The organism is Clostridium beijerinckii (assembly GCF_036699995.1).
Lineage (GTDB): Bacteria > Bacillota > Clostridia > Clostridiales > Clostridiaceae > Clostridium > Clostridium helianthi.
This window is the reverse complement of the sequence record NZ_CP144906.1, coordinates 1,834,311-1,852,750: the sequence shown is the minus strand read 5'-3', so window position 1 is coordinate 1,852,750 and position 18,440 is coordinate 1,834,311. Positions and strand designations below refer to the sequence as shown.

Annotated in this window: 18 protein-coding genes; 1 reads left to right on the top strand and 17 read right to left on the bottom strand. The window is 30.1% G+C overall.

Going from position 1 to position 18,440, the window contains the following annotated elements; translation table 11 throughout:
* Positions 1-756 carry an OmpA family protein gene (locus PZA12_RS08655; RefSeq protein WP_103698480.1) on the top strand — a complete coding sequence of 252 codons (756 nt, stop codon included), beginning with the start codon at positions 1-3 and terminating at the stop codon, positions 754-756.
* A 147-nt stretch (positions 757-903) separates the two neighbouring features.
* Here the strand turns inward: PZA12_RS08655 and PZA12_RS08650 are convergent, their stop codons facing one another.
* From PZA12_RS08650 to rsmH, 17 genes are all read right to left on the bottom strand, one after another.
* A complete protein-coding gene (locus PZA12_RS08650; protein ID WP_077841683.1) occupies positions 904-1,539 on the bottom strand; it encodes a DivIVA domain-containing protein in 636 nt (211 codons plus the stop codon).
* A gap of 13 nt (positions 1,540-1,552) precedes the next feature.
* The gene (locus PZA12_RS08645) at positions 1,553-2,317 is read right to left on the bottom strand and encodes an RNA-binding protein (protein ID WP_103698479.1); all 765 of its coding nucleotides are present in this window, start codon (positions 2,315-2,317) and stop codon (positions 1,553-1,555) included.
* A 3-nt stretch (positions 2,318-2,320) separates the two neighbouring features.
* Complete coding sequence (locus PZA12_RS08640) at positions 2,321-2,575, bottom strand: YggT family protein (RefSeq protein ID WP_103698478.1); 255 nt, start codon at positions 2,573-2,575, stop codon at positions 2,321-2,323.
* Positions 2,576-2,587: 12 nt separating this feature from the next.
* Positions 2,588-3,040, bottom strand: coding sequence for a cell division protein SepF (locus PZA12_RS08635; RefSeq protein ID WP_017208873.1), 453 nt, complete (start codon positions 3,038-3,040; stop codon positions 2,588-2,590).
* On the bottom strand, positions 3,033-3,713 hold the full coding sequence (locus tag PZA12_RS08630) for a YggS family pyridoxal phosphate-dependent enzyme (protein WP_077837519.1): 681 nt from the start codon (positions 3,711-3,713) through the stop codon (positions 3,033-3,035). The genes PZA12_RS08635 and PZA12_RS08630 overlap by 8 nt, the downstream gene beginning before the upstream one ends.
* Positions 3,714-3,805: 92 nt before the next feature.
* On the bottom strand, positions 3,806-4,540 hold the full coding sequence (locus PZA12_RS08625) for a DUF881 domain-containing protein (RefSeq protein WP_077837518.1): 735 nt from the start codon (positions 4,538-4,540) through the stop codon (positions 3,806-3,808).
* Positions 4,541-4,552: 12 nt separating this feature from the next.
* Entirely contained in the window at positions 4,553-4,945 is a 393-nt protein-coding gene (locus PZA12_RS08620; protein WP_011968912.1) for a small basic family protein, read from the bottom strand.
* A gap of 12 nt (positions 4,946-4,957) precedes the next feature.
* On the bottom strand, positions 4,958-5,686 hold the full coding sequence (locus PZA12_RS08615) for a DUF881 domain-containing protein (protein WP_077837517.1): 729 nt from the start codon (positions 5,684-5,686) through the stop codon (positions 4,958-4,960).
* Positions 5,687-5,693: 7 nt separating this feature from the next.
* Positions 5,694-6,455 carry a cell division protein FtsQ/DivIB gene (locus PZA12_RS08610; protein WP_103698477.1) on the bottom strand — a complete coding sequence of 254 codons (762 nt, stop codon included), beginning with the start codon at positions 6,453-6,455 and terminating at the stop codon, positions 5,694-5,696.
* 190 nt (positions 6,456-6,645) lie between these two features.
* Positions 6,646-7,782: a stage V sporulation protein E gene (gene spoVE / locus PZA12_RS08605; protein WP_017208869.1), complete on the bottom strand. Its 1,137-nt coding sequence runs from the start codon at positions 7,780-7,782 to the stop codon at positions 6,646-6,648.
* A gap of 28 nt (positions 7,783-7,810) precedes the next feature.
* Positions 7,811-8,791, bottom strand: a complete 981-nt coding sequence (gene mraY, locus PZA12_RS08600; RefSeq protein ID WP_103698476.1) for a phospho-N-acetylmuramoyl-pentapeptide-transferase — start codon at positions 8,789-8,791, stop codon at positions 7,811-7,813.
* A gap of 103 nt (positions 8,792-8,894) precedes the next feature.
* Positions 8,895-10,247 carry a UDP-N-acetylmuramoyl-tripeptide--D-alanyl-D-alanine ligase gene (locus PZA12_RS08595; protein WP_078115199.1) on the bottom strand — a complete coding sequence of 451 codons (1,353 nt, stop codon included), beginning with the start codon at positions 10,245-10,247 and terminating at the stop codon, positions 8,895-8,897.
* 96 nt (positions 10,248-10,343) lie between these two features.
* The gene (locus PZA12_RS08590; RefSeq protein WP_103698475.1) at positions 10,344-11,804 is read right to left on the bottom strand and encodes a UDP-N-acetylmuramoyl-L-alanyl-D-glutamate--2,6-diaminopimelate ligase; all 1,461 of its coding nucleotides are present in this window, start codon (positions 11,802-11,804) and stop codon (positions 10,344-10,346) included.
* A 297-nt stretch (positions 11,805-12,101) separates the two neighbouring features.
* A complete protein-coding gene (locus tag PZA12_RS08585; RefSeq protein WP_103698474.1) occupies positions 12,102-14,366 on the bottom strand; it encodes a stage V sporulation protein D in 2,265 nt (754 codons plus the stop codon).
* A gap of 232 nt (positions 14,367-14,598) precedes the next feature.
* Positions 14,599-16,860, bottom strand: coding sequence for a stage V sporulation protein D (locus PZA12_RS08580; RefSeq protein ID WP_077837511.1), 2,262 nt, complete (start codon positions 16,858-16,860; stop codon positions 14,599-14,601).
* 94 nt (positions 16,861-16,954) lie between these two features.
* Entirely contained in the window at positions 16,955-17,473 is a 519-nt protein-coding gene (locus PZA12_RS08575; protein ID WP_242964316.1) for a cell division protein FtsL, read from the bottom strand.
* Between the two features lie 29 nt (positions 17,474-17,502).
* Complete coding sequence (gene rsmH, locus PZA12_RS08570) at positions 17,503-18,435, bottom strand: 16S rRNA (cytosine(1402)-N(4))-methyltransferase RsmH (RefSeq protein WP_078115195.1); 933 nt, start codon at positions 18,433-18,435, stop codon at positions 17,503-17,505.
* Positions 18,436-18,440 lie beyond the last annotated feature (5 nt).

The window sequence follows — 18,440 nt, the reverse complement described above, 5'->3', positions numbered from 1 at the left end:
ATGAAAAAGAATACAAAAAAAGAAAAAGATGATACTGAGAGATGGATGTTATCTTACCTTGATTTTATAACATTAATGATGATTTTCTTTTTAATGATGTATGCTATTTCTAATGTAGATACTAAAAAATCTCAAACCCTAGCAAATTCATTGAAAATTGGATTTAATAGTGGTAATGGAGAAAATATAATAGCAGTATCTGATAGTTCAAATTCTCCTCCTACTGTAATTGATCAACAAAATACTCAGAATAATTCAGACTCTATAGCAGAAGAAGAAAAACTATCTCATGTAAAAAAGAAAGTAGATGATCTTGTAAATAATTCCGAGCTAAAAGGAAGTGTTACTACATCCATTCAAGAAAGAGGACTCATAATAAGTTTCAATGATAGCGTATTCTTCAATAGTGGCCAATCTACTATAAAACCTGATTGGCAAGGTAAATTAATATCCATCTCAAAGATTTTAAACGATATTGATAACTATATACATGTTGAAGGACATACTGATAACGTTGCTATTAATAATGATTATTTTCATTCTAACTGGCAGCTTTCAGCTGTAAGAGCCGCAAATGTAGTAGAGTTTTTAATTTCTAAAGGAAACGTTAAACCTGAAAGATTATCTTCAGTAGGCTATGGAGAGTATAGACCTGTTAAAGATAACAATACCGAAGATGGCAGAGCTGCAAACAGAAGAGTTGATATAGTAATACTAAATACTAAATTTAATAATTCTGAAATCCCAAAAGAATAATATTAATTAAGCAAATATAGAAAAGCTATCCTTAAACGCTTCAGGATAGCTTTTCTATTATTCAAAAAATACATAATCTTCATTTTATTACGTTATATAAATAAAATATGTATAATTTTTATTCATTATTTTTGTACGATAGTAAATTTATTCACCTTGAACAAAAAAACTTTTAATCTCATTTAATTCATCATTCAATGAAGGATCATTTTCCTGAGTCTCTATATTTTCACTTACTCCACTTGTAATGCTTGCAACCTCTTTTTCAACTATTTTTTCTATATTAGTTACTTCATCATCTTCTATTGGATCAGATACATTATAATTTTTTATAAAATCCTTCTCTAAATCATCAAATGTTTCTAATTGTGCATTCATGAAGTTTCTATATTTTGCTCTAAATTTAATAAATTCTTGCTTAACTCTTTCATATTCATCATTTACTTGAATAACATCATTATGTGCCTTATCCATAATCTTCTGAGCAGTTTCGTTAGCATTTTTTATCATAAATTCAGCTTCTTTTTTAGCCGAATTTTTTGCTTGCTCTGCAGCATTTTGAGCCAATAACAATGTATTTTGTATAGTGCTTTCGATTTTAGAATAGTGCTCTATCTTTTCATTCAAATTAGCAAGTTTCTCTTTTAGATTTGCATTTTCTTTATAGAGCTCTTCATAATTATCTACTACTTCATCTAAAAATTCATCAACTTCATCAGAATTGTATCCTCTTAATCCCTTTTTAAATTCCTTGTTATTTATATCCATTGGTGTCAATTTCATACTTTCACCTCTATTATGTATATTTTTTGATAATAATTTTTATCCTTCCACTTTTGCTATTTCCAACAGAATTACCCACTATAAATTTTCCAAAACCTCTTATAGTAATTCTTTCTTTTCCTTTTAGTTCATAACTTTTATCTTTTATCTTAACGTAATCTATAAGCACTTGACCCTGTTCAATAATTGCTTGAGCTTTAGATCTAGATATATTTATAATCTTAGAAACAATTCCATCAATTCTCAAAGAAGAAACCAAAACTACTACTTCTTCAAAATTAACTTTTGGTAAAAATTCAAAATCATCCACCACTTTTACATTACAAATAACCTTAGAAATTCTGCTTAAATTATATATAATAAAATCTTCTACTTCTTCGTGAACTGGCACATAACAAGTATTATTATTTACTAATAAATCACCTATTTTATTTCTTTCTATTCCTAGAGATAAAATTCCGCCCAAAAAATCTCTATGAGTAAGATTAGAAAATTTCGAAGTACTTTCAATTTTAATCAATTTCATAGGAAATGGACTTTTATATATGTTATTAAAAGAAACCATCCTTCTTTCAGAATCATCTAAAAGTCCATTACTTTCAATTTTTAAATCATTGCTAGAGAGGTTTTTCTCAAACCACATCCATATATTTGGTGTATAAAAATTTTTTCCAAATACAGTTATGTTTTTATCTCTAGCTAGTAAATATTTCTCATATAAATTCAATGCATCATTTCTATCATCATCTGTAAAATACTTTGCTATTTTTTCTTTCATAATTTATGGTATAATCCTTTGTAAAAAATTTATAATAATCAATGCAAATATAGGTGAAAAATCCAATGGTAATCCAGGACTTAATCTATACTGTAACTTTCTAATTGGTTCTAAAACGGGATTAACAAAACTGTGTAGTAAATCAATAAATTTATTCCCTTGAATTTGTGGTATCCACGAAACTATACATTCTATGAATATAGCTAGCTCTAATATGCTTAGAAACATATCAATAACTATGTAAACACTATATATCATAATTTATACCTCCTATTTTGACCAATTAAATAGAGCTTTTGAACTTAGTTCATTTTTTAATTCATTTGTTACTTCTACGTTTGATGGTGAAAGAATATATACTCCCTTTTCAATTTGTTGTAATTCTCCGCCTAAAGCATAACATGAACCACTGATAAAATCTAATAATCTTTGTGCAATCTTTAGTTCTAAAACTGTTGTATTTACTAAAACTATTCTTCTATTCTTAAGTGCTTCACAAATTTCAGTTGCCTCTTCATAATCCACTGGCTTAGTTATTGTTACTTTTGTAGTTGAAGATGTATGGATATTTACAACCTTACTATTCTTCTTATTGGTAATAACAGGTTCTATCTCATCTTCATCCTTCACCTGCTCTTCGTATTGTTCTTCTTCGTATTCATCATACTCCTCGTAATCCTCAAACCCTAATAAAGATTTAACTTTTGATATAACATTACCCATTATTTTCGCCTCCTAAATTATAATTTCTTTCTCCAAATATTCCTGTTCCTATTCTTACTAAGTTAGAACCTTCTTCTATAGCTGTCATAAAATCATGAGTCATCCCCATTGATAATATTTTCATACTAATATTATTATAATTTTTTTCCTTAAGCTCATCAAATATTTTTTTTGTTTTCTTAAAATATTTTCTATTGCTTTCTTCATCCCCTATTGGAATAATAACCATTATACCTTTTACAGAAACAAATTTGCATTTTTCAATTGCTTCTATGAATTCATATAAATCTTCTTCCAAAATTCCACTTTTGCTTTCCTCTCTTCCAATATTAATTTGGATTAAAGTATTAGCAACCTTGTTAACTTTACTAAACTGCTTTTCAATTTCATTTAGCAAACTAATACTAGATAAAGAATGTATCAAATGTACCTTATCTACTAAATACTTAACTTTATTACTTTGAAGCTGTCCAATAAAATGCCATCGTACATCCTCATGAAAATTTTCGGATTTTTTTACTAATTCTTGAACTTTATTTTCCCCAAAATCTCTCATTCCTGCCATATATGCATCTTCTAGATCCTCTAATGGCTTTGTTTTTGAAACAGCTAAGAGCGTTACTTGTTCTGGAATTTTGGATCTTAGTTCTTCAATATTTTGCTTAATTCCCATACTATAACACCTTACTAAATTATTCCTTTCTTTATCACTTTGTATAATATTCTATATAAACTTAAAATTTCCTTCCTAAATATCAATTAATTTCATTTTTTACTTTCATCTCTACTCATATATTTTACATTTGAATTTGCTGTTGTTGGTGGCATGATTATTTTATCTACAACTTTAATATCAACATAAAGTTTTCTAAGCATTAATTGTTTAACATGGCTTCCATCTTCAAGTAAAGCCGCCTTCAATTTCTCCGGATCTCCTATGGCATATATATTAAAAGGAGCATACTCCATTCCACCATCATCAAACCCCAAGAATGCCCAGTTGCAAATTACTCCAGACCACGGAAGTATTCTATGATTATTAACACTAATCGCCTCAGCTCCAGCCACTCTAAGTTCATTCAAAACAAGAGCCATATCATTATCATGTAAAAGCTTATTATTTATTTCATCTGTATTTTCTTCAAGAGCATTTGTAGTTCCATCATTTATCTTAAGTATAATTCCTGGTCCCTCTACGTTATTTGATCCAATAAATGATTTATAATCACTAATTTGATTTTTCATATCATCAAGGATCTTATCATTCTTTTTATCATTCTGAGCATAATTCCTAATCTTATCTTTTTTCTCATTATTATCTTCTTGAAGATTTCCAATGTCTCTATATAATGCTGCCCTTTCTTCAACGGCATTTTGATACTCTGTTGCATTTAATTGACTATAGGACTGAATACCTTTAAAATTAAAATTCATTGATATTAAAACCCCTAATATTATGGTTGCAATGAAAACAAAGAAAAAACCTTTATTATTTTTCATCACATCACCTCTCTATTTATCATCATGATTTTCTTTATCTATAGAATTATTTCTAGACCTATTTCTTCTTCTTATTTTAAATTCTTCTAATAATAGCCTTCGTATTATTGCGAAGTTATCAAATATTCTTCCTCCAAAAACTATTACCGCCGCCATATATATAGGTATTCCAAGCTTATCACCTAAATAAGCAAGTCCTGCTGCAAGCAATGCATTTCCAAAAAAGCCAGATATAAATATATCTGCTTGAAAGTTTTTAGAGAGATTTCCTCTGACTGCTCCAAAAACTGAATCTAAACATGCTAGTATTGCGACAGACATATATGGTGACAATTTATCAGATATATTAACATCTAATACAAATCCAAGTATTATTCCGATTAGTAGTCCTATAATTGCTATCAACTTAACTCTCTCCTATTCTTTAACTGATTTAATAAAGTCACTCTTTAATGACTGTTTTGATTTTCCTATAAATATATCATCTTCTGATTTAACTTCATTATTATAGTTAGGAAGAGCAAGATATTCTAATGAACCCGGGAAAGAAATTCCAACGTTAAGTCTGCCCTTGTCTCCAATTGCCTTAATTGTAATTTTATCTCTAGGATAAACTTTCCCAGTCGAACCTATGGCCACTCCATTTCCAGCAGTTTTTATTCCTGTTTGCGGTGTTATTCTAATATCATTTATAGATATTGCCTCAGCTCCTGAATACCAAAGTAAGTTAACTATATGAACCAATTCATCTTCTCCTAGATCTCTGCTACTATCATTTGTCGTAGAGCCAAAAATAGATGTTTTAGGTGTTATTGTAAGAACAATGCCCTGCCCTTTAACATCAACTATCCCTAAATGCATTCTAGCCTCATCAAGTTGATTTTTTATATCTTGCCCCATGTCACCATTTTTGGCTGCTGTTTCTTCCATTTGTTTTAACTGATCAGATAATTTTGAATTTGTTGACGCTAATTCTTCTTTTTCTTTTTTTAGAGATTCAACTTCTGAAATAATATCGTTTTTATCATAATTACTGATTTTTGACTCTATATTCTTATTTGATAATACCTTAAATTGATATGCCAATAAAAAACCTAAAAGTCCACAAACAATTGCTATAAATAATTGTGATCTAGATATCTTCATTAATTACCTACCTTTCTTCCTTATAATATACAGGCGCACCATTAAATCCTACATCTACATATCCCTTAACAATCCCTATATCAGGATTTTGAATTATATGTAATAATTTATTCATCTTATCTGGTATATTTTCATCATTACCAAGTCTTCCTTCTACTTTGCCAACATATACTTTTATGTTAGTAAAATCACTTATATCAACATAATCTATTTTATAATTTGTCGGATTTATCTTTATAATCTGATAAAAAATATCTAAAAAATCTAATACTCTATTGTCATCTATCATCTTTTGTCCTAGCGCTACATCTTTTAAATCAATTCCTTTAACATTAACTAAACTTCTATTTTCAACGCTATCTGCTTTTTCAAGCAAATTCCCATCATTATCTAAAACATATTTATATCCATCTTTTTCAACATAATATACCCCTTCTTTTTCTGAAATCTTTATATTAACTTGTTTAGGATACGACTTGCTTATTTCAACATTTTCTACGTATGGATTCTTTTTAGCATTGCTTATTATATTTTGTTTATTTATGAATAGAATATTCTGTCCTATTAGATTCTCTGTACTATTCTTAACATCTTCTCCACTCATTACTGGATTACCTAAAATAGAAACCTTCTTAATAATGAAAAAATTCGATTTTATTGCAAAAATTGTTCCCACTATAAATAGGACTATAATAGTCATAATTATTTTCCTTATTAGTCTTCTTCTTTGTGACCTCAAAATCAATTTATTATTATTCGTTTTTACCATACTCATCCCTATTCTTATCTATGCCTTATATATTTAAACACTTATTATTTTATAATATTTAGTATAAATTTCATATATAATAATACCACTTTAACGATATATTTTCATCTAAAATTTAAAACTACTTTAAATAATTACCTAAAAAATACAGGACAAAGATTTGTATTCTAATTCTTTGCCCTGTATTTTCTTATATTTCCTTAAATTCATCTTTTCCTTCAGTTTGCCTTGATATGTTTAAAAGTATTCCTATTGCCGTCATATTTATTACTAATGAAGTTCCTCCATAGCTAATAAACGGTAGCGGAACCCCTGTAACCGGCATCGATCCTGTGACAACTGCAATATTTATTAAAGATTGAACTGCTACAACTCCAGTTATGCCTATTGCAAGAAGAGTACCATATGTGTCTCTAGCTTTCATCGCTACACTTATTCCCCTCCAAACAAATATTACAAAAAGTAATATTATACATATACACCCAATAAGCCCTAACTCCTCGCCGATAATGGAGAAAATAAAATCATTATGTGGCTCTGGCATATACAAAGTTTTTTGCCTTGATTGGCCAAGGCCAAGCCCTGTAACTCCTCCAGCACCTAATGCATAAAATGATTGTATAAGCTGATATCCATCTCCTATTGGATCTTTCCATGGATTTGTAAAACTCATTAATCTTTTCATTCTATATGGTTCTAATACTGTAAATGCAACTGCTGCTGCAACTAATGCTGGCGCAACAATTCCAAATAAGTGCTTTATTCTTCCACCAGCTGCAAATAAAACGAGAAATGTAACTATCATTATAACCGAAGCTATACTTAAATTTTTTTCAGCCAATACAATAGCTGCATAAAATCCTGATGTAGCTAAATAAGGAACTATTCCAGTTTTAAAATCTTTTACGCCTTCCCCTTTTACTTCAAGACTTCTTGCTAAAAAGAGTACTACAACATATTTCGCAAGCTCAGATGGCTGAAAGCTTAATGGCCCTAAATTAATCCATCTTTGCGCTCCATTAGTTCCTGGAAAAAGAAATACTGCTAATAGTATAGGTATAGTCGCTATCATTATTATAGCCGTATATTTCTTTATCTTATGATAATCAACACTCATCGCTACTGCCATTGCTATAACTCCGACAACACCTGCCATTAATTCTTTTTTCAGAAAAAACATACTATCTTTATACATAAACATAGCATAATAAGAACTTGCAGAATACACCATAACCACACCAATTGTTAAAAGTAATGCTACTGTATAAAATATTCCATAATCTATTTCACCCATTTTTGATTTTCTTTTGGACCCAATGACCTTCATACATAAATCCTCCAAATCTACTACTTAACTAAAGTGCTACAAAGCCAATTATACATAAAATCGCTGTAATACTTGAAAAAATCGTTACTATTTTTACTTCACTCCACCCAACTTGCTCAAAGTGATGATGGATTGGAGACATCCTAAATACTCTTTTACCTGTTAATTTAAATGATGTAACTTGAATTATAACAGATAATGTTTCAATTAAATATATTCCACCAACTATAATCACAAACAGCTCCATTTTTAACATTAATGCTATTGTTCCGATAACTCCCCCTAGAGCTAGCGAACCTGTATCACCCATAAATATCTTTGCAGGGAAAGCATTAAATTTTAAAAATCCAAGTAATGCTCCAGCTAATGCTATTGCAAAAGCTGCTACTTCAACATTCTGTGTTCTAAAACCAATGATAGCAAAGAAAGTTAATACTATAACCGTAACTGAAGTTGCAAGTCCATCTATTCCGTCAGTTAAGTTTACAGCATTAGTTACTGCTGCATAATATACTACTATAAATGGTATGTATAGCATTCCTAAATTCAATCTAAAATTTTGATTTATAAATGGAATCAAAATATCTGTACCCACATTTGTATATCCATACCATGCTAAAGCTACTGAAAATAAGACTAGCAAAATCATCTTTTGCGCTGCTCTTAATCCTAGATTATCTTTATGAATTATTTTTAAAATATCATCTAAAAATCCAATAAATCCAAAAGCTAAAAATGAATAAAGTAATATCATTTCTCTACTCATAGGTTTTTGACCCATGATTAATATAGCTGTAGCTGTAGCTATAAAAAATATAAGCCCTCCCATTGTTGGTGTTCCAGATTTTTTCTGATGACTTTTAGGCCCTTCTTTTCTTATATTTTGACCAAATTTCAACTTGTGTAATATCGGTATAAATATTGGTCCAAGTACTATTGAAAATACGAACCCCATAATTAGTGGTGCTAAAATTTTTGAGTTAATTAATAAGTTTATTGCTTCCCCCATCCAGTGTTGCCTAAAATATCCGAAAGAAAATAATCATGCTAGGTAATTATTTTCTTGAAGATCCTAATTAAGGCAAGTCACCTCCTTCGTGTTATTTTAAATTCTATAGATATTTGGTTATTTCCTCAAATTTTGCACTTCTAGATGCTTTAATTAAAATAGTATCATTTACTTTAATCATATCAGTTAACCTCTGCATTAATTCTTGTTTACTCTCAAACACCATTGTACGCTCTCCAAAGCCTTTCTTATAATACTCTTTAAATTCACCAGTAGTCAATAAAATATCTGCTTTATCTTTCGCAAATTCACCAACTTGGATATGTGCTTCTTCTGCATAATCTCCAAGTTCACCCATAGTTCCAAGTACCGCGATTTTTCTCGATCCAGAATAATTTTTTAGCACTTCAAGTGCAGCTTTCATTGAATCTGGATTAGCATTATAAGAATCATTTATAATAGTAAACTTATCTTTATTTATAACTTCAAGTCTCATAGAAGTAGCATTAAAATTCCCTAACCCCTTTTCCATCTCTTCAAAAGTCAACCCAAAATTTCTTGCTATTTGTATTCCTATAAGTGCGTTCAAAACATTATGTTCTCCGACCATATTTAGAGTAAATCTATAATTTTTATTATCATCAGTAACTACATCAAATGAAGTATTTTCAGATGTTAATTTTATATTCTTAGCGTAAAGATTATAGCTAGAATCATAACCTACTCTCTCTAAATTAAACTTATCACACTCAACTATTGTTTTTAGCATATCATTTTCACAGTTCACTATTAATGAGTTTTTGTTTTCAAAGAAATCTGTTATAGACATCTTCTCTTTAAGTATATTTTCTCTAGTCTTCAAATATTCTATATGAGCCACTCCAATATTAGTTATTGCACCAACATCCGGAAGTGCAATACTCGCTAACTTATTTATCTCTCCAAAATTACTCATTCCCATTTCAAGGACAGCTATATCATAATCTTTAGAAAGTTCAAATATCATAAGTGGTAATCCAATTTCGTTATTGAAATTTCCTTGAGTTTTAAAAACTTTGTATTTTCCACTTAGAAATGCAGCTACTAAATCTTTTGTTGAAGTTTTACCAGTAGATCCTGTTATTCCAACTACTTTTACTCCAATTTTCTTTCTGTAAAATCTAGCCAAATCTCCTAAAGCTTCTTTAGTGTCGTTTACTTTAATAATAGTTCCCCTATTATTTAAATCTTCAACTTTAAACTTCACATCATCAATTATTATTATAGATGCCCCTTTTTCGATAGCTTGTATTGTATAATCATTACCATTAAAATTCTCTCCTTTTAATGCAATGAATAAATTATCCTTCTGAATTTTTCTAGTATCAGTTGAAATCTTATTAAAAATACCTTCGTTATTTTTAACTATTATTTCCCCATCCACTGCCTTAATTATTTCCGCTAAATTTAAATCCAAGTTCATCCACCCCTTATTTTCCTGTTAACTTCATCAACAAAATAACAATCCTAAATATCGCTTAAATCCGTCATTGTTACATTATGAATAAGATCCCTAATTGTTCATGCTATCTAATATTTCTTTTACAATTTCTCTTTCATCAAAATGTATAGTTTCATCTCTCAATACTTGATAAGTTTCATGCCCCTTACCTGCAATAACTATTACGTCATTATCTTGAGCTATATCTATAGATTTTTTTATTGCTTCTTTTCTATTTTCTATTACAAAATAATTATCTTTGTCAATTCCAGCTTCAATGTCTTTTATAATACTTAGAGGTTCTTCACTTCTAGGGTTATCGGATGTTACAATTGTAACATCTGCAATATCTGTAGATATTTTACCCATTTCAGGTCTTTTTACCTTATCCCTGTCTCCCCCGCAACCAAATACAGATATCAATCTTCCTTTTGTAAATGCCTTAGCTGTCTTTAATATATTTTCTAAACCATCTGGAGTATGTGCATAATCTATGATGATTTCATAACCTAAATTATATTCTTTTGCTACTCTTTCACATCTTCCTAAAACTACTACATTTTCAATGCCGCTTTTAATATCCTTTATAGGCATACCTAATTTAAAACATGCTGCTATTGCACCTAACGCATTATATATATTATATTCACCTGGTATATTTAAAATAAATTGCTCATCTTCTTTCAAGTTGAGCTTAAATTTGATTTCTCTACTTCCCATTTCTTCATCAAAAGCTTTAAAATCTGAAATGCTTTTTACTGAGAATGAATATATATCATTGCATTTCAAATTGTTTAAATCACTAATTACTTGTCTCCCGTAATTATCGTCAACATTAACAATTTTTATTCTAGATCTTTCAAACAATTTAAACTTTGCCTTGTAATAATTTTCAAAAGTCTTGTGAAAATCCAAATGATCTCTAGTCAAATTAGTAAATATTCCAACCTGAAATTCAATACCATAAACTCTATCTAATGCTAATGAATGAGAAGACACTTCCATAACACAATACTCTACACCTTTATCAACCATTTCAGAAAATAATTCTTGAAGCTCTAAGGATTCTGGAGTTGTTCTTTCAGTATGAATTTTTTCATCACCTATAAAATTTGCAATAGTTCCAATAAGACCAACTTTTTTATTGCTTTCTTCTAAAATATGCTTAATCATAAAAGCAGTAGTAGTTTTTCCATTAGTTCCAGTAACTCCAATTATCTTCATTTTAGAACTAGGATTATCATAATAATTTGCCCCCATTAATGCCAATGCTTTTCTTGTATCATTGCATTTAATAATGGCAATATTCTCATCCTTTATTTCTATATCATCTTGGATTACTATAACTTTTGCTCCGTTTTCAATAGCTTTTTCTATATATTTATGGCCATCAGTTGCATATCCTTTTATACAGACAAAAACATCATCAATGCCAGCTTTTCTGCTATCATAGTTTATTTTGTTAACTTCAATATCAATATCACCCTGAATTGATTCAAAATCTATTCCTTTTAAAATACTTTTCAAATTCATATTGAATTCCTCCTAATTAACTTATCGTATATGAATATTTTAATTTATATTTTATATTAATAATTATTACGTTTAAGAAAATTAAATGCACAATTATTATCTAATCTCAGCGAATATGATTTATTTTGTATGTAATGATTTTATGAACTATGAAAGCTATTAATTAGAACTTATATGATAAAAAAATATAGCATGCGAGCATCCCCACATGCTAGTATTTCATCATTCGCCAATTCACTTTAAATTTTCCGCAAAAAGCGATTTTAATTTAAATTCCCTATATATCTACCATTATTCTTAATCTTCATAATACGAACTTAAAATCAACTCGGCAGTTGTTCCTTTAGGTATAACTTCACCTTCTGAAATATTCTGTACTGAAACAACTCCATTTCCTTCAAAAGTTGCTGTTATTCCAAGATTTTTTAATAAAGTAGTCGCATCCTCTTTTGAATATCCCCTAACATTTGGCATTACAACATTATTATTATAAGTCGCATCCCCACTTGTGTAAAGAGTTATTTTAGAACCTTCCTTTACTGATGAACCTGGATATGGCTTCATGCTTACTATTGTTTCTTCACTTCCATCTATATTACAATCTAAGCCTTTATCCTTTAATACTTTCTCAGCATCTGAAACTTTCATGTTTCTAACTTCTGGAATAATAATATCCTTAACAATTTTCTCATTAGAAGATGCACTATTTAAATAGTCAAATATACCTGTAAACAATAGTTTTGCATATGGTACTGCTACTTGTGAAGCGTAGTATTCACCATTACTAGGCTCATCAACAGTTATCATAACTGTAACTTTAGGATCATTAGCTGGAGCCATTCCCACAAATGAAGATATATATTTGCCTTCTCCATACTTACCACCAACAACCTTTTCTGCAGTTCCTGTTTTACCCCCAATGTGATATCCCTCTATAAAAGTTCCAGTTGCTGTTCCACCAGTTACAACACCTTCAAGATAACTTCTAAGTTCTGCTGTCTTTTCTGCACTTGCAACTGTAGCAGTCGTAGGTTTAAAAGTTTCATCAACAATCTTAACATTATTTTCATCATTATGAGTAATTTCTTTCATTACATGAGGTTGAATTAGAGTTCCGCCATTAGCAATAGCATTAAATGCAGCCATATATTGAACCGAATTTACTGTATTAGTCTGTCCAAATGATATCGTTGCAAGATCCGCTTCCGAAACTTTATCAATTGGTTTCACAATTCCAGATGCCTCTCCTGGCAAATCGATTCCACTTACTTTTCCGAATCCGAACTTATTAATAGATTCATATAATTTGTCTTTACCAATCATTTGTCCTAATTTTACAAAACACACATTTGATGAATTCTGAATAATTTGAAGTAAATTTTGAAGTTTATTTTCTCGTTCTGCATCCTTCACTACAATTCCGCCTACAGATATTGATCCATTATCCACAAATTGCGTATCTTTATTTGCAACATTGTTTTCTAAACCAGATATAGTAGTGATTACTTTAAATATTGATCCTGGTTCAAAAGTATCACTTACCAACCTATTTCTCCACATTTTCTGTATCTTATCATTTAGATCTGCTCCATCAAATTTACTTGCTCCATCATATGGATTATTAGGATCAAAATCTGGTTTATTTACCATTCCTAAAACTTCTCCAGTCTTAGGATTCATTACTAATATCGAAACTTCTTTAGCTTTATCATCTTTATAGGCCTTTTGTGCTATATTTTCAACAATGTTTTGGATATTTTCATCGATAGTTAAAGTAACATCTTTGCCATTTACAGGTTCTGTATATTGAGAAACTGTATAAGGCAAATCTTCATTATTTTTATCAAGCTCTGCAACCTTCATTCCAGGAATTCCTGATAAATATGAATTATATTGAAGTTCTACACCACTTAATCCTTTGCCATCAGGATCAGTAGTTCCTAAAACATGCGATAGAAAATTATTATTAGGATAATATCTTTTCGTATCTTGTGAAACTATAATTCCATTTATATTAAGTTCTTTTACTTTATCCGCTATATCTTTTTCTATTTTTCGTGCTACAGTCACAGAAAATGCATCTGCACCACTTGGAAGCTTCTTTTCTAAATCCGCTTTTATTTCTGACACATCCATATTTAATACTTTCGCAATTACAGGTGCAATATCATCGTTTGTTAGGCCACTTCCTTCTGTAGGGATTGGAATTCCTACACTTTTCATATGGCTAAGCTCTTTATTTGGAATAGATTTTGCTGGTCTTTTCAAGTAATTCCTTATTGAATTTAAATCAAAGTCCACTCTATAGACATTAGCAGATACAGCCAGTTCATTTCCGTTCCTATCCAAGACTTCTCCTCTTTTAGCATCTATTTTCACTTCACTTGTCCACTGTTCTTCCGCTCTTGCTGAATAGTCTTTTCCATCAACCATCACTATATAAGAGAGTCTAATTATTAATATAGCAAAAATAGCTGTTAAAGAAAAAGCAACACTTCTTGTTCTCTTCCGTATCTTTACTTTACTTACATGTTTTTTCTTTTTCAATGCCTGTTCCTCCATTTATTTTCCTCTGAATAAAACACTAATTTAAATATTCACCTATTAGCTAAGTATTGGTTTTAACAGTTCTAATAGGATACCTAAATATATAACGGATATTATTACTAAAAAATATTAGTATGCGAGAATTCTCACATACTAATATTTTTTCATTTGTATAATTCATACTAAACTTCTTACAAAACATACCTAGTTCGTTTTAAAGTTTTCGTATTAATTTATTCTCACTTTTTTAATCCTTATAGTCCGAACTTAAGGTCAACTTAACAGTTGTTCCCTTTGTTATAACTTCACCTTGAGAAATATCCTGTTCTGAGACTGCTCCACTTCCTTCAAAGACAGGCACTATTCCCAGCTTCTTCAATAGTGTATTAGCATCTTCCTTTGAATATCCCCTGACATCAGGCATTACAACATTATTACTATTTGTTCCATCGCTACTTGTATAAAGATTTATTTTTGACCCTTCCTTTACCGAATATCCTGGATATGGTGTTAAGTTTACTACTGACTCCCCGTCACCATCTATATTAAAATCTAACTTGGCATCCTTCAACGCTTTTTTAGCATCATCAACTTTCATCCCTCTAACTTCTGGAATAATAACATCTCTAGTAATTTGTCCCATATTTTCATCTGAAAATTTGTTATTAAGGTAATTAAAAATATCAGTAAATAATGGTTTTGCTGGCGGTACAGCAACTTGTGCAGCATAATAAGCACCATTACTTGGTTCATCAATAGTTACCATCATAGTAATTTTAGGATCATCCACAGGAGCCATTCCAACAAATGAAGATATATACTTACCTTCTTGATATCTTCCATCAATAACTTTCTGAGCAGTACCTGTCTTACCTCCTATATGGTAACCTTCTATAAATGTTCCTGTTCCAGATCCCCCTGTAATAACTCTTTCAAGATAACTTCTAAGTTCTGCTGTCTTTTCAGTACTTGCAACTGTTGTTGTCTTAGGCTTAAAAGTTTCATCAACAATATTAACATTATTTTCATCTTCATGAGTGATTTCTTTCATTACATGCGGTTGTATCAAAGTTCCGCCATTAGCAATAGCATTAAAGGCAGTCATATATTGAACTGAGTTAACTGTATTAGTTTGTCCAAATGAAATTGTAGCAAGATCTGCCTCAGAAACCTTATCAACTGGTTTAACAATTCCTTTTGCTTCTCCAGGTAAATCAATTCCACTCGCTTTTCCAAAACCAAATTTATTAATATATTCACATAATTTTTCTTTTCCAATCATTGCCCCAAGCTCCATAAAGCCTACATTACATGAATTCTGAATTATGTCTGGGAATACTTCTGCTCCATGTCCCTGAGTTCTCCAGCACTTAGGAGTAATTCCTCCAACTTTTAATGAACCTCCACAATAAAACTTACTATCCTTATTTACAATGTTTTCTTCAAGGCCAGTAATAGCTGTTACTACCTTAAATATTGAACCAGGTTCAAAAGTATCATTTACCAACCTATTTCTCCACATCTTTTGTACTTTGTCATCTGAACTTGCTCCATCAAATTTATCTGCACCATCACGCGGATTATTAGGATCAAAATCCGGTTTATTTACCATTGCTAAAACTTCACCTGTTTTAGGATCCATAACAAGAATTGATACTGCTTTAGCTTTTGTATCATTATAAGCTTGTATAGCAGCTTTTTCTGCAAAATTTTGTATATTTTCATCAATCGTAAGTGTAACATCTTTACCGTTTACCGGTGCTGTAAACTGAGATATTGTATAAGGTAAATCTCTATTATTTTTATCAAGTTCTGCAATCTTCATTCCAGGAATTCCTGATAAGTATGAATTGTATTGAAGCTCTACTCCTGTAAGCCCTTTACCATCAACATTAGTACTTCCGAGTACATGTGCTAAGAAATTATTATTCGGATAATATCTTTTAGTATCTGGAGATACTAAAACACCGCTTATATTAAGTTCTTTTACCTTATCTGCTTGTTCTTTTTCTATTCTTCTAACTAAAGTAGCAGATCCAGCCTTTGCTCCACTTGGAAGCCTTGTTTCAAGCTTATCTTTTACTTTATCTACATCTAAATCTAATGCCTTTGCAATAACAGGCGCAATATCATCAGTTTTTAATCCATCATCTCCAGAAGGTATTGGAATTCCTACACTTTTCATATTATCTATATCTGTTTTTGATAGATCCTTTAACCCTCTTGATAAATATGCTCTTATAGAATTTAAATCGAAATCTACTCTATAAACATTAGCAGATACTGCTAATTCTTTACCGTTCCTATCTAGTATCCTTCCTCTTATGGCATCTATCTTTACCTCACTCGTCCATTGTTCTTCTGCTCTTGCTGCATAATCTGCTCTTTTAACTATCATTATATAAGAAAGTCTAAGAGTTAATATTACAAAAACAATTGTCAACGCAAAAGCTGCTATACTCATCCTTTGACGCATTTTTGCCCTATCTTTATAATTCTTTTTTTTCAACTTTTATTTCCCCCATGCACACTTTCTTTTACATAAAACCCGAAAGAACCAAGATAAAGCCATTAATTTCCTAACTATAATTACTTATTTTTTATTATTTTAAGTAGCTTATTATTTTAGAGAATATGTTCTTACTTTTAGCAGTATTTTCGGAACTTTTAGGTTTTAAATCTTCAAAATAATTCTGTGAAAAGTCAACTTTTATAGTTTGTTCTTTTTTTGGAATAGCCATTGCCAATTTACTTTCAGCATTTTTTTGAATATTATTTAATGAAGAAAATTTCAATATTTTTACTTTTAATGCCTCATTATCTTCTTGTGTTTGTTTTATTTGAGTATCCAAGTTTCTCACATTGCTTTCCATAGTATAAACCCTGTTATCCCCGTGAATAGTAATAAACCCTAAACTAAATATGACAACTGCCACAGTTAGTAAGTATTTCCTATCATTTTTTCTCCTGTTTTTTAATAGGATATTTTTGCTTATAATTTGTTTTCTTCTTTGTATTTGTTTATATTTTTTATCCGGTTTACGTACTCTTGTTTTTCTTTCTGGAGCTAATACTGTATTCCCTTTTATATAATCATATTCTCTTCTTCCCAATTTATTCACATCCCAACTCATTTATAACATAATAATAATTATAATTTCTCAATTACTCTAAGCTTAGCGCTTCTACTCCTTGGATTTTCTTCAATCTCTTCTTTAGTTGGTGCAATACCTTTTTTAGCTATATTTCTAACTAATGGTAATTTCCCACAGATACACATTGGAAATTCTTTTGGACAAGTACATGGATTCTCTAATTCTCTAAACTTTAATTTCACTATTCTATCTTCCAAAGAATGGAATGTTATAATAGCCATTCTTCCACCTTTATTTAATCTATTCACTCCATCCTCTATAGTTTTATTAAGTATCTTTAATTCTGAGTTAACCTCTATTCTAATGGCCTGAAAAGTTCTTTTAGCCGGATGTGGCCCTTCTCTTCTCATCTTTGCTGGAATTGCAGCTTTAATAATATCTACAAGCTCAAAAGTTGTTTCTATTGGTTTCTCAATTCTTCTGTTTACAATAAAATTCGCAATTCTTTTAGCAAATCTCTCTTCACCATAGTCCTTTATTATTTTATATAAGCTATCCTCATCGTAATTATTTACAATATTGTACGCTGAGAAATCATTTTCTCTATTCATTCTCATATCTAACGGAGCATCTTGCATATAGCTAAAGCCTCTTGATGCTTCATCGAGTTGATATGATGAAACTCCAAGATCCATCAAAATTCCATCAACCTTTTCGATATCTAGATCGTTTAAAATACTATCAATATTATAAAAATTGCTATGAACATACTTTACATTTTCAAAATCCTTAAGTTTTTCCTTTGCTGCCTTTAGAGCATCTTGGTCTTGATCTATCCCAATAAGCATCCCATCTTTGGAAAGATTGCTTAAGATATGAGATGAGTGTCCTGCTCCTCCTAAAGTACCATCAACATAAATCCCATTCTCCTTTATGTTTAATGCCTCTATACATTCATTCAATAAGACCGATACATGTTTAAATTCCATAATAA

Bases quoted from the DNA above. Each gene is read 5' to 3' on its own strand.
- PZA12_RS08655 (WP_103698480.1), top strand. From the start codon at position 1: ATGAAAAAGAATACAAAAAAAGAAAAAGATGATACTGAGAGATGGATG.
- PZA12_RS08650 (WP_077841683.1), bottom strand. From the start codon at position 1,539: ATGAAATTGACACCAATGGATATAAATAACAAGGAATTTAAAAAGGGA.
- PZA12_RS08645 (WP_103698479.1), bottom strand. From the start codon at position 2,317: ATGAAAGAAAAAATAGCAAAGTATTTTACAGATGATGATAGAAATGAT.
- PZA12_RS08640 (WP_103698478.1), bottom strand. From the start codon at position 2,575: ATGATATATAGTGTTTACATAGTTATTGATATGTTTCTAAGCATATTA.
- PZA12_RS08635 (WP_017208873.1), bottom strand. From the start codon at position 3,040: ATGGGTAATGTTATATCAAAAGTTAAATCTTTATTAGGGTTTGAGGAT.
- PZA12_RS08630 (WP_077837519.1), bottom strand. From the start codon at position 3,713: ATGGGAATTAAGCAAAATATTGAAGAACTAAGATCCAAAATTCCAGAA.
- PZA12_RS08625 (WP_077837518.1), bottom strand. From the start codon at position 4,540: ATGAAAAATAATAAAGGTTTTTTCTTTGTTTTCATTGCAACCATAATA.
- PZA12_RS08615 (WP_077837517.1), bottom strand. From the start codon at position 5,686: ATGAAGATATCTAGATCACAATTATTTATAGCAATTGTTTGTGGACTT.
- PZA12_RS08610 (WP_103698477.1), bottom strand. From the start codon at position 6,455: ATGGTAAAAACGAATAATAATAAATTGATTTTGAGGTCACAAAGAAGA.
- spoVE (WP_017208869.1), bottom strand. From the start codon at position 7,782: ATGAAGGTCATTGGGTCCAAAAGAAAATCAAAAATGGGTGAAATAGAT.
- mraY (WP_103698476.1), bottom strand. From the start codon at position 8,791: ATGGGGGAAGCAATAAACTTATTAATTAACTCAAAAATTTTAGCACCA.
- PZA12_RS08590 (WP_103698475.1), bottom strand. From the start codon at position 11,804: ATGAATTTGAAAAGTATTTTAAAAGGAATAGATTTTGAATCAATTCAG.
- PZA12_RS08585 (WP_103698474.1), bottom strand. From the start codon at position 14,366: ATGGAGGAACAGGCATTGAAAAAGAAAAAACATGTAAGTAAAGTAAAG.
- rsmH (WP_078115195.1), bottom strand. From the start codon at position 18,435: ATGGAATTTAAACATGTATCGGTCTTATTGAATGAATGTATAGAGGCA.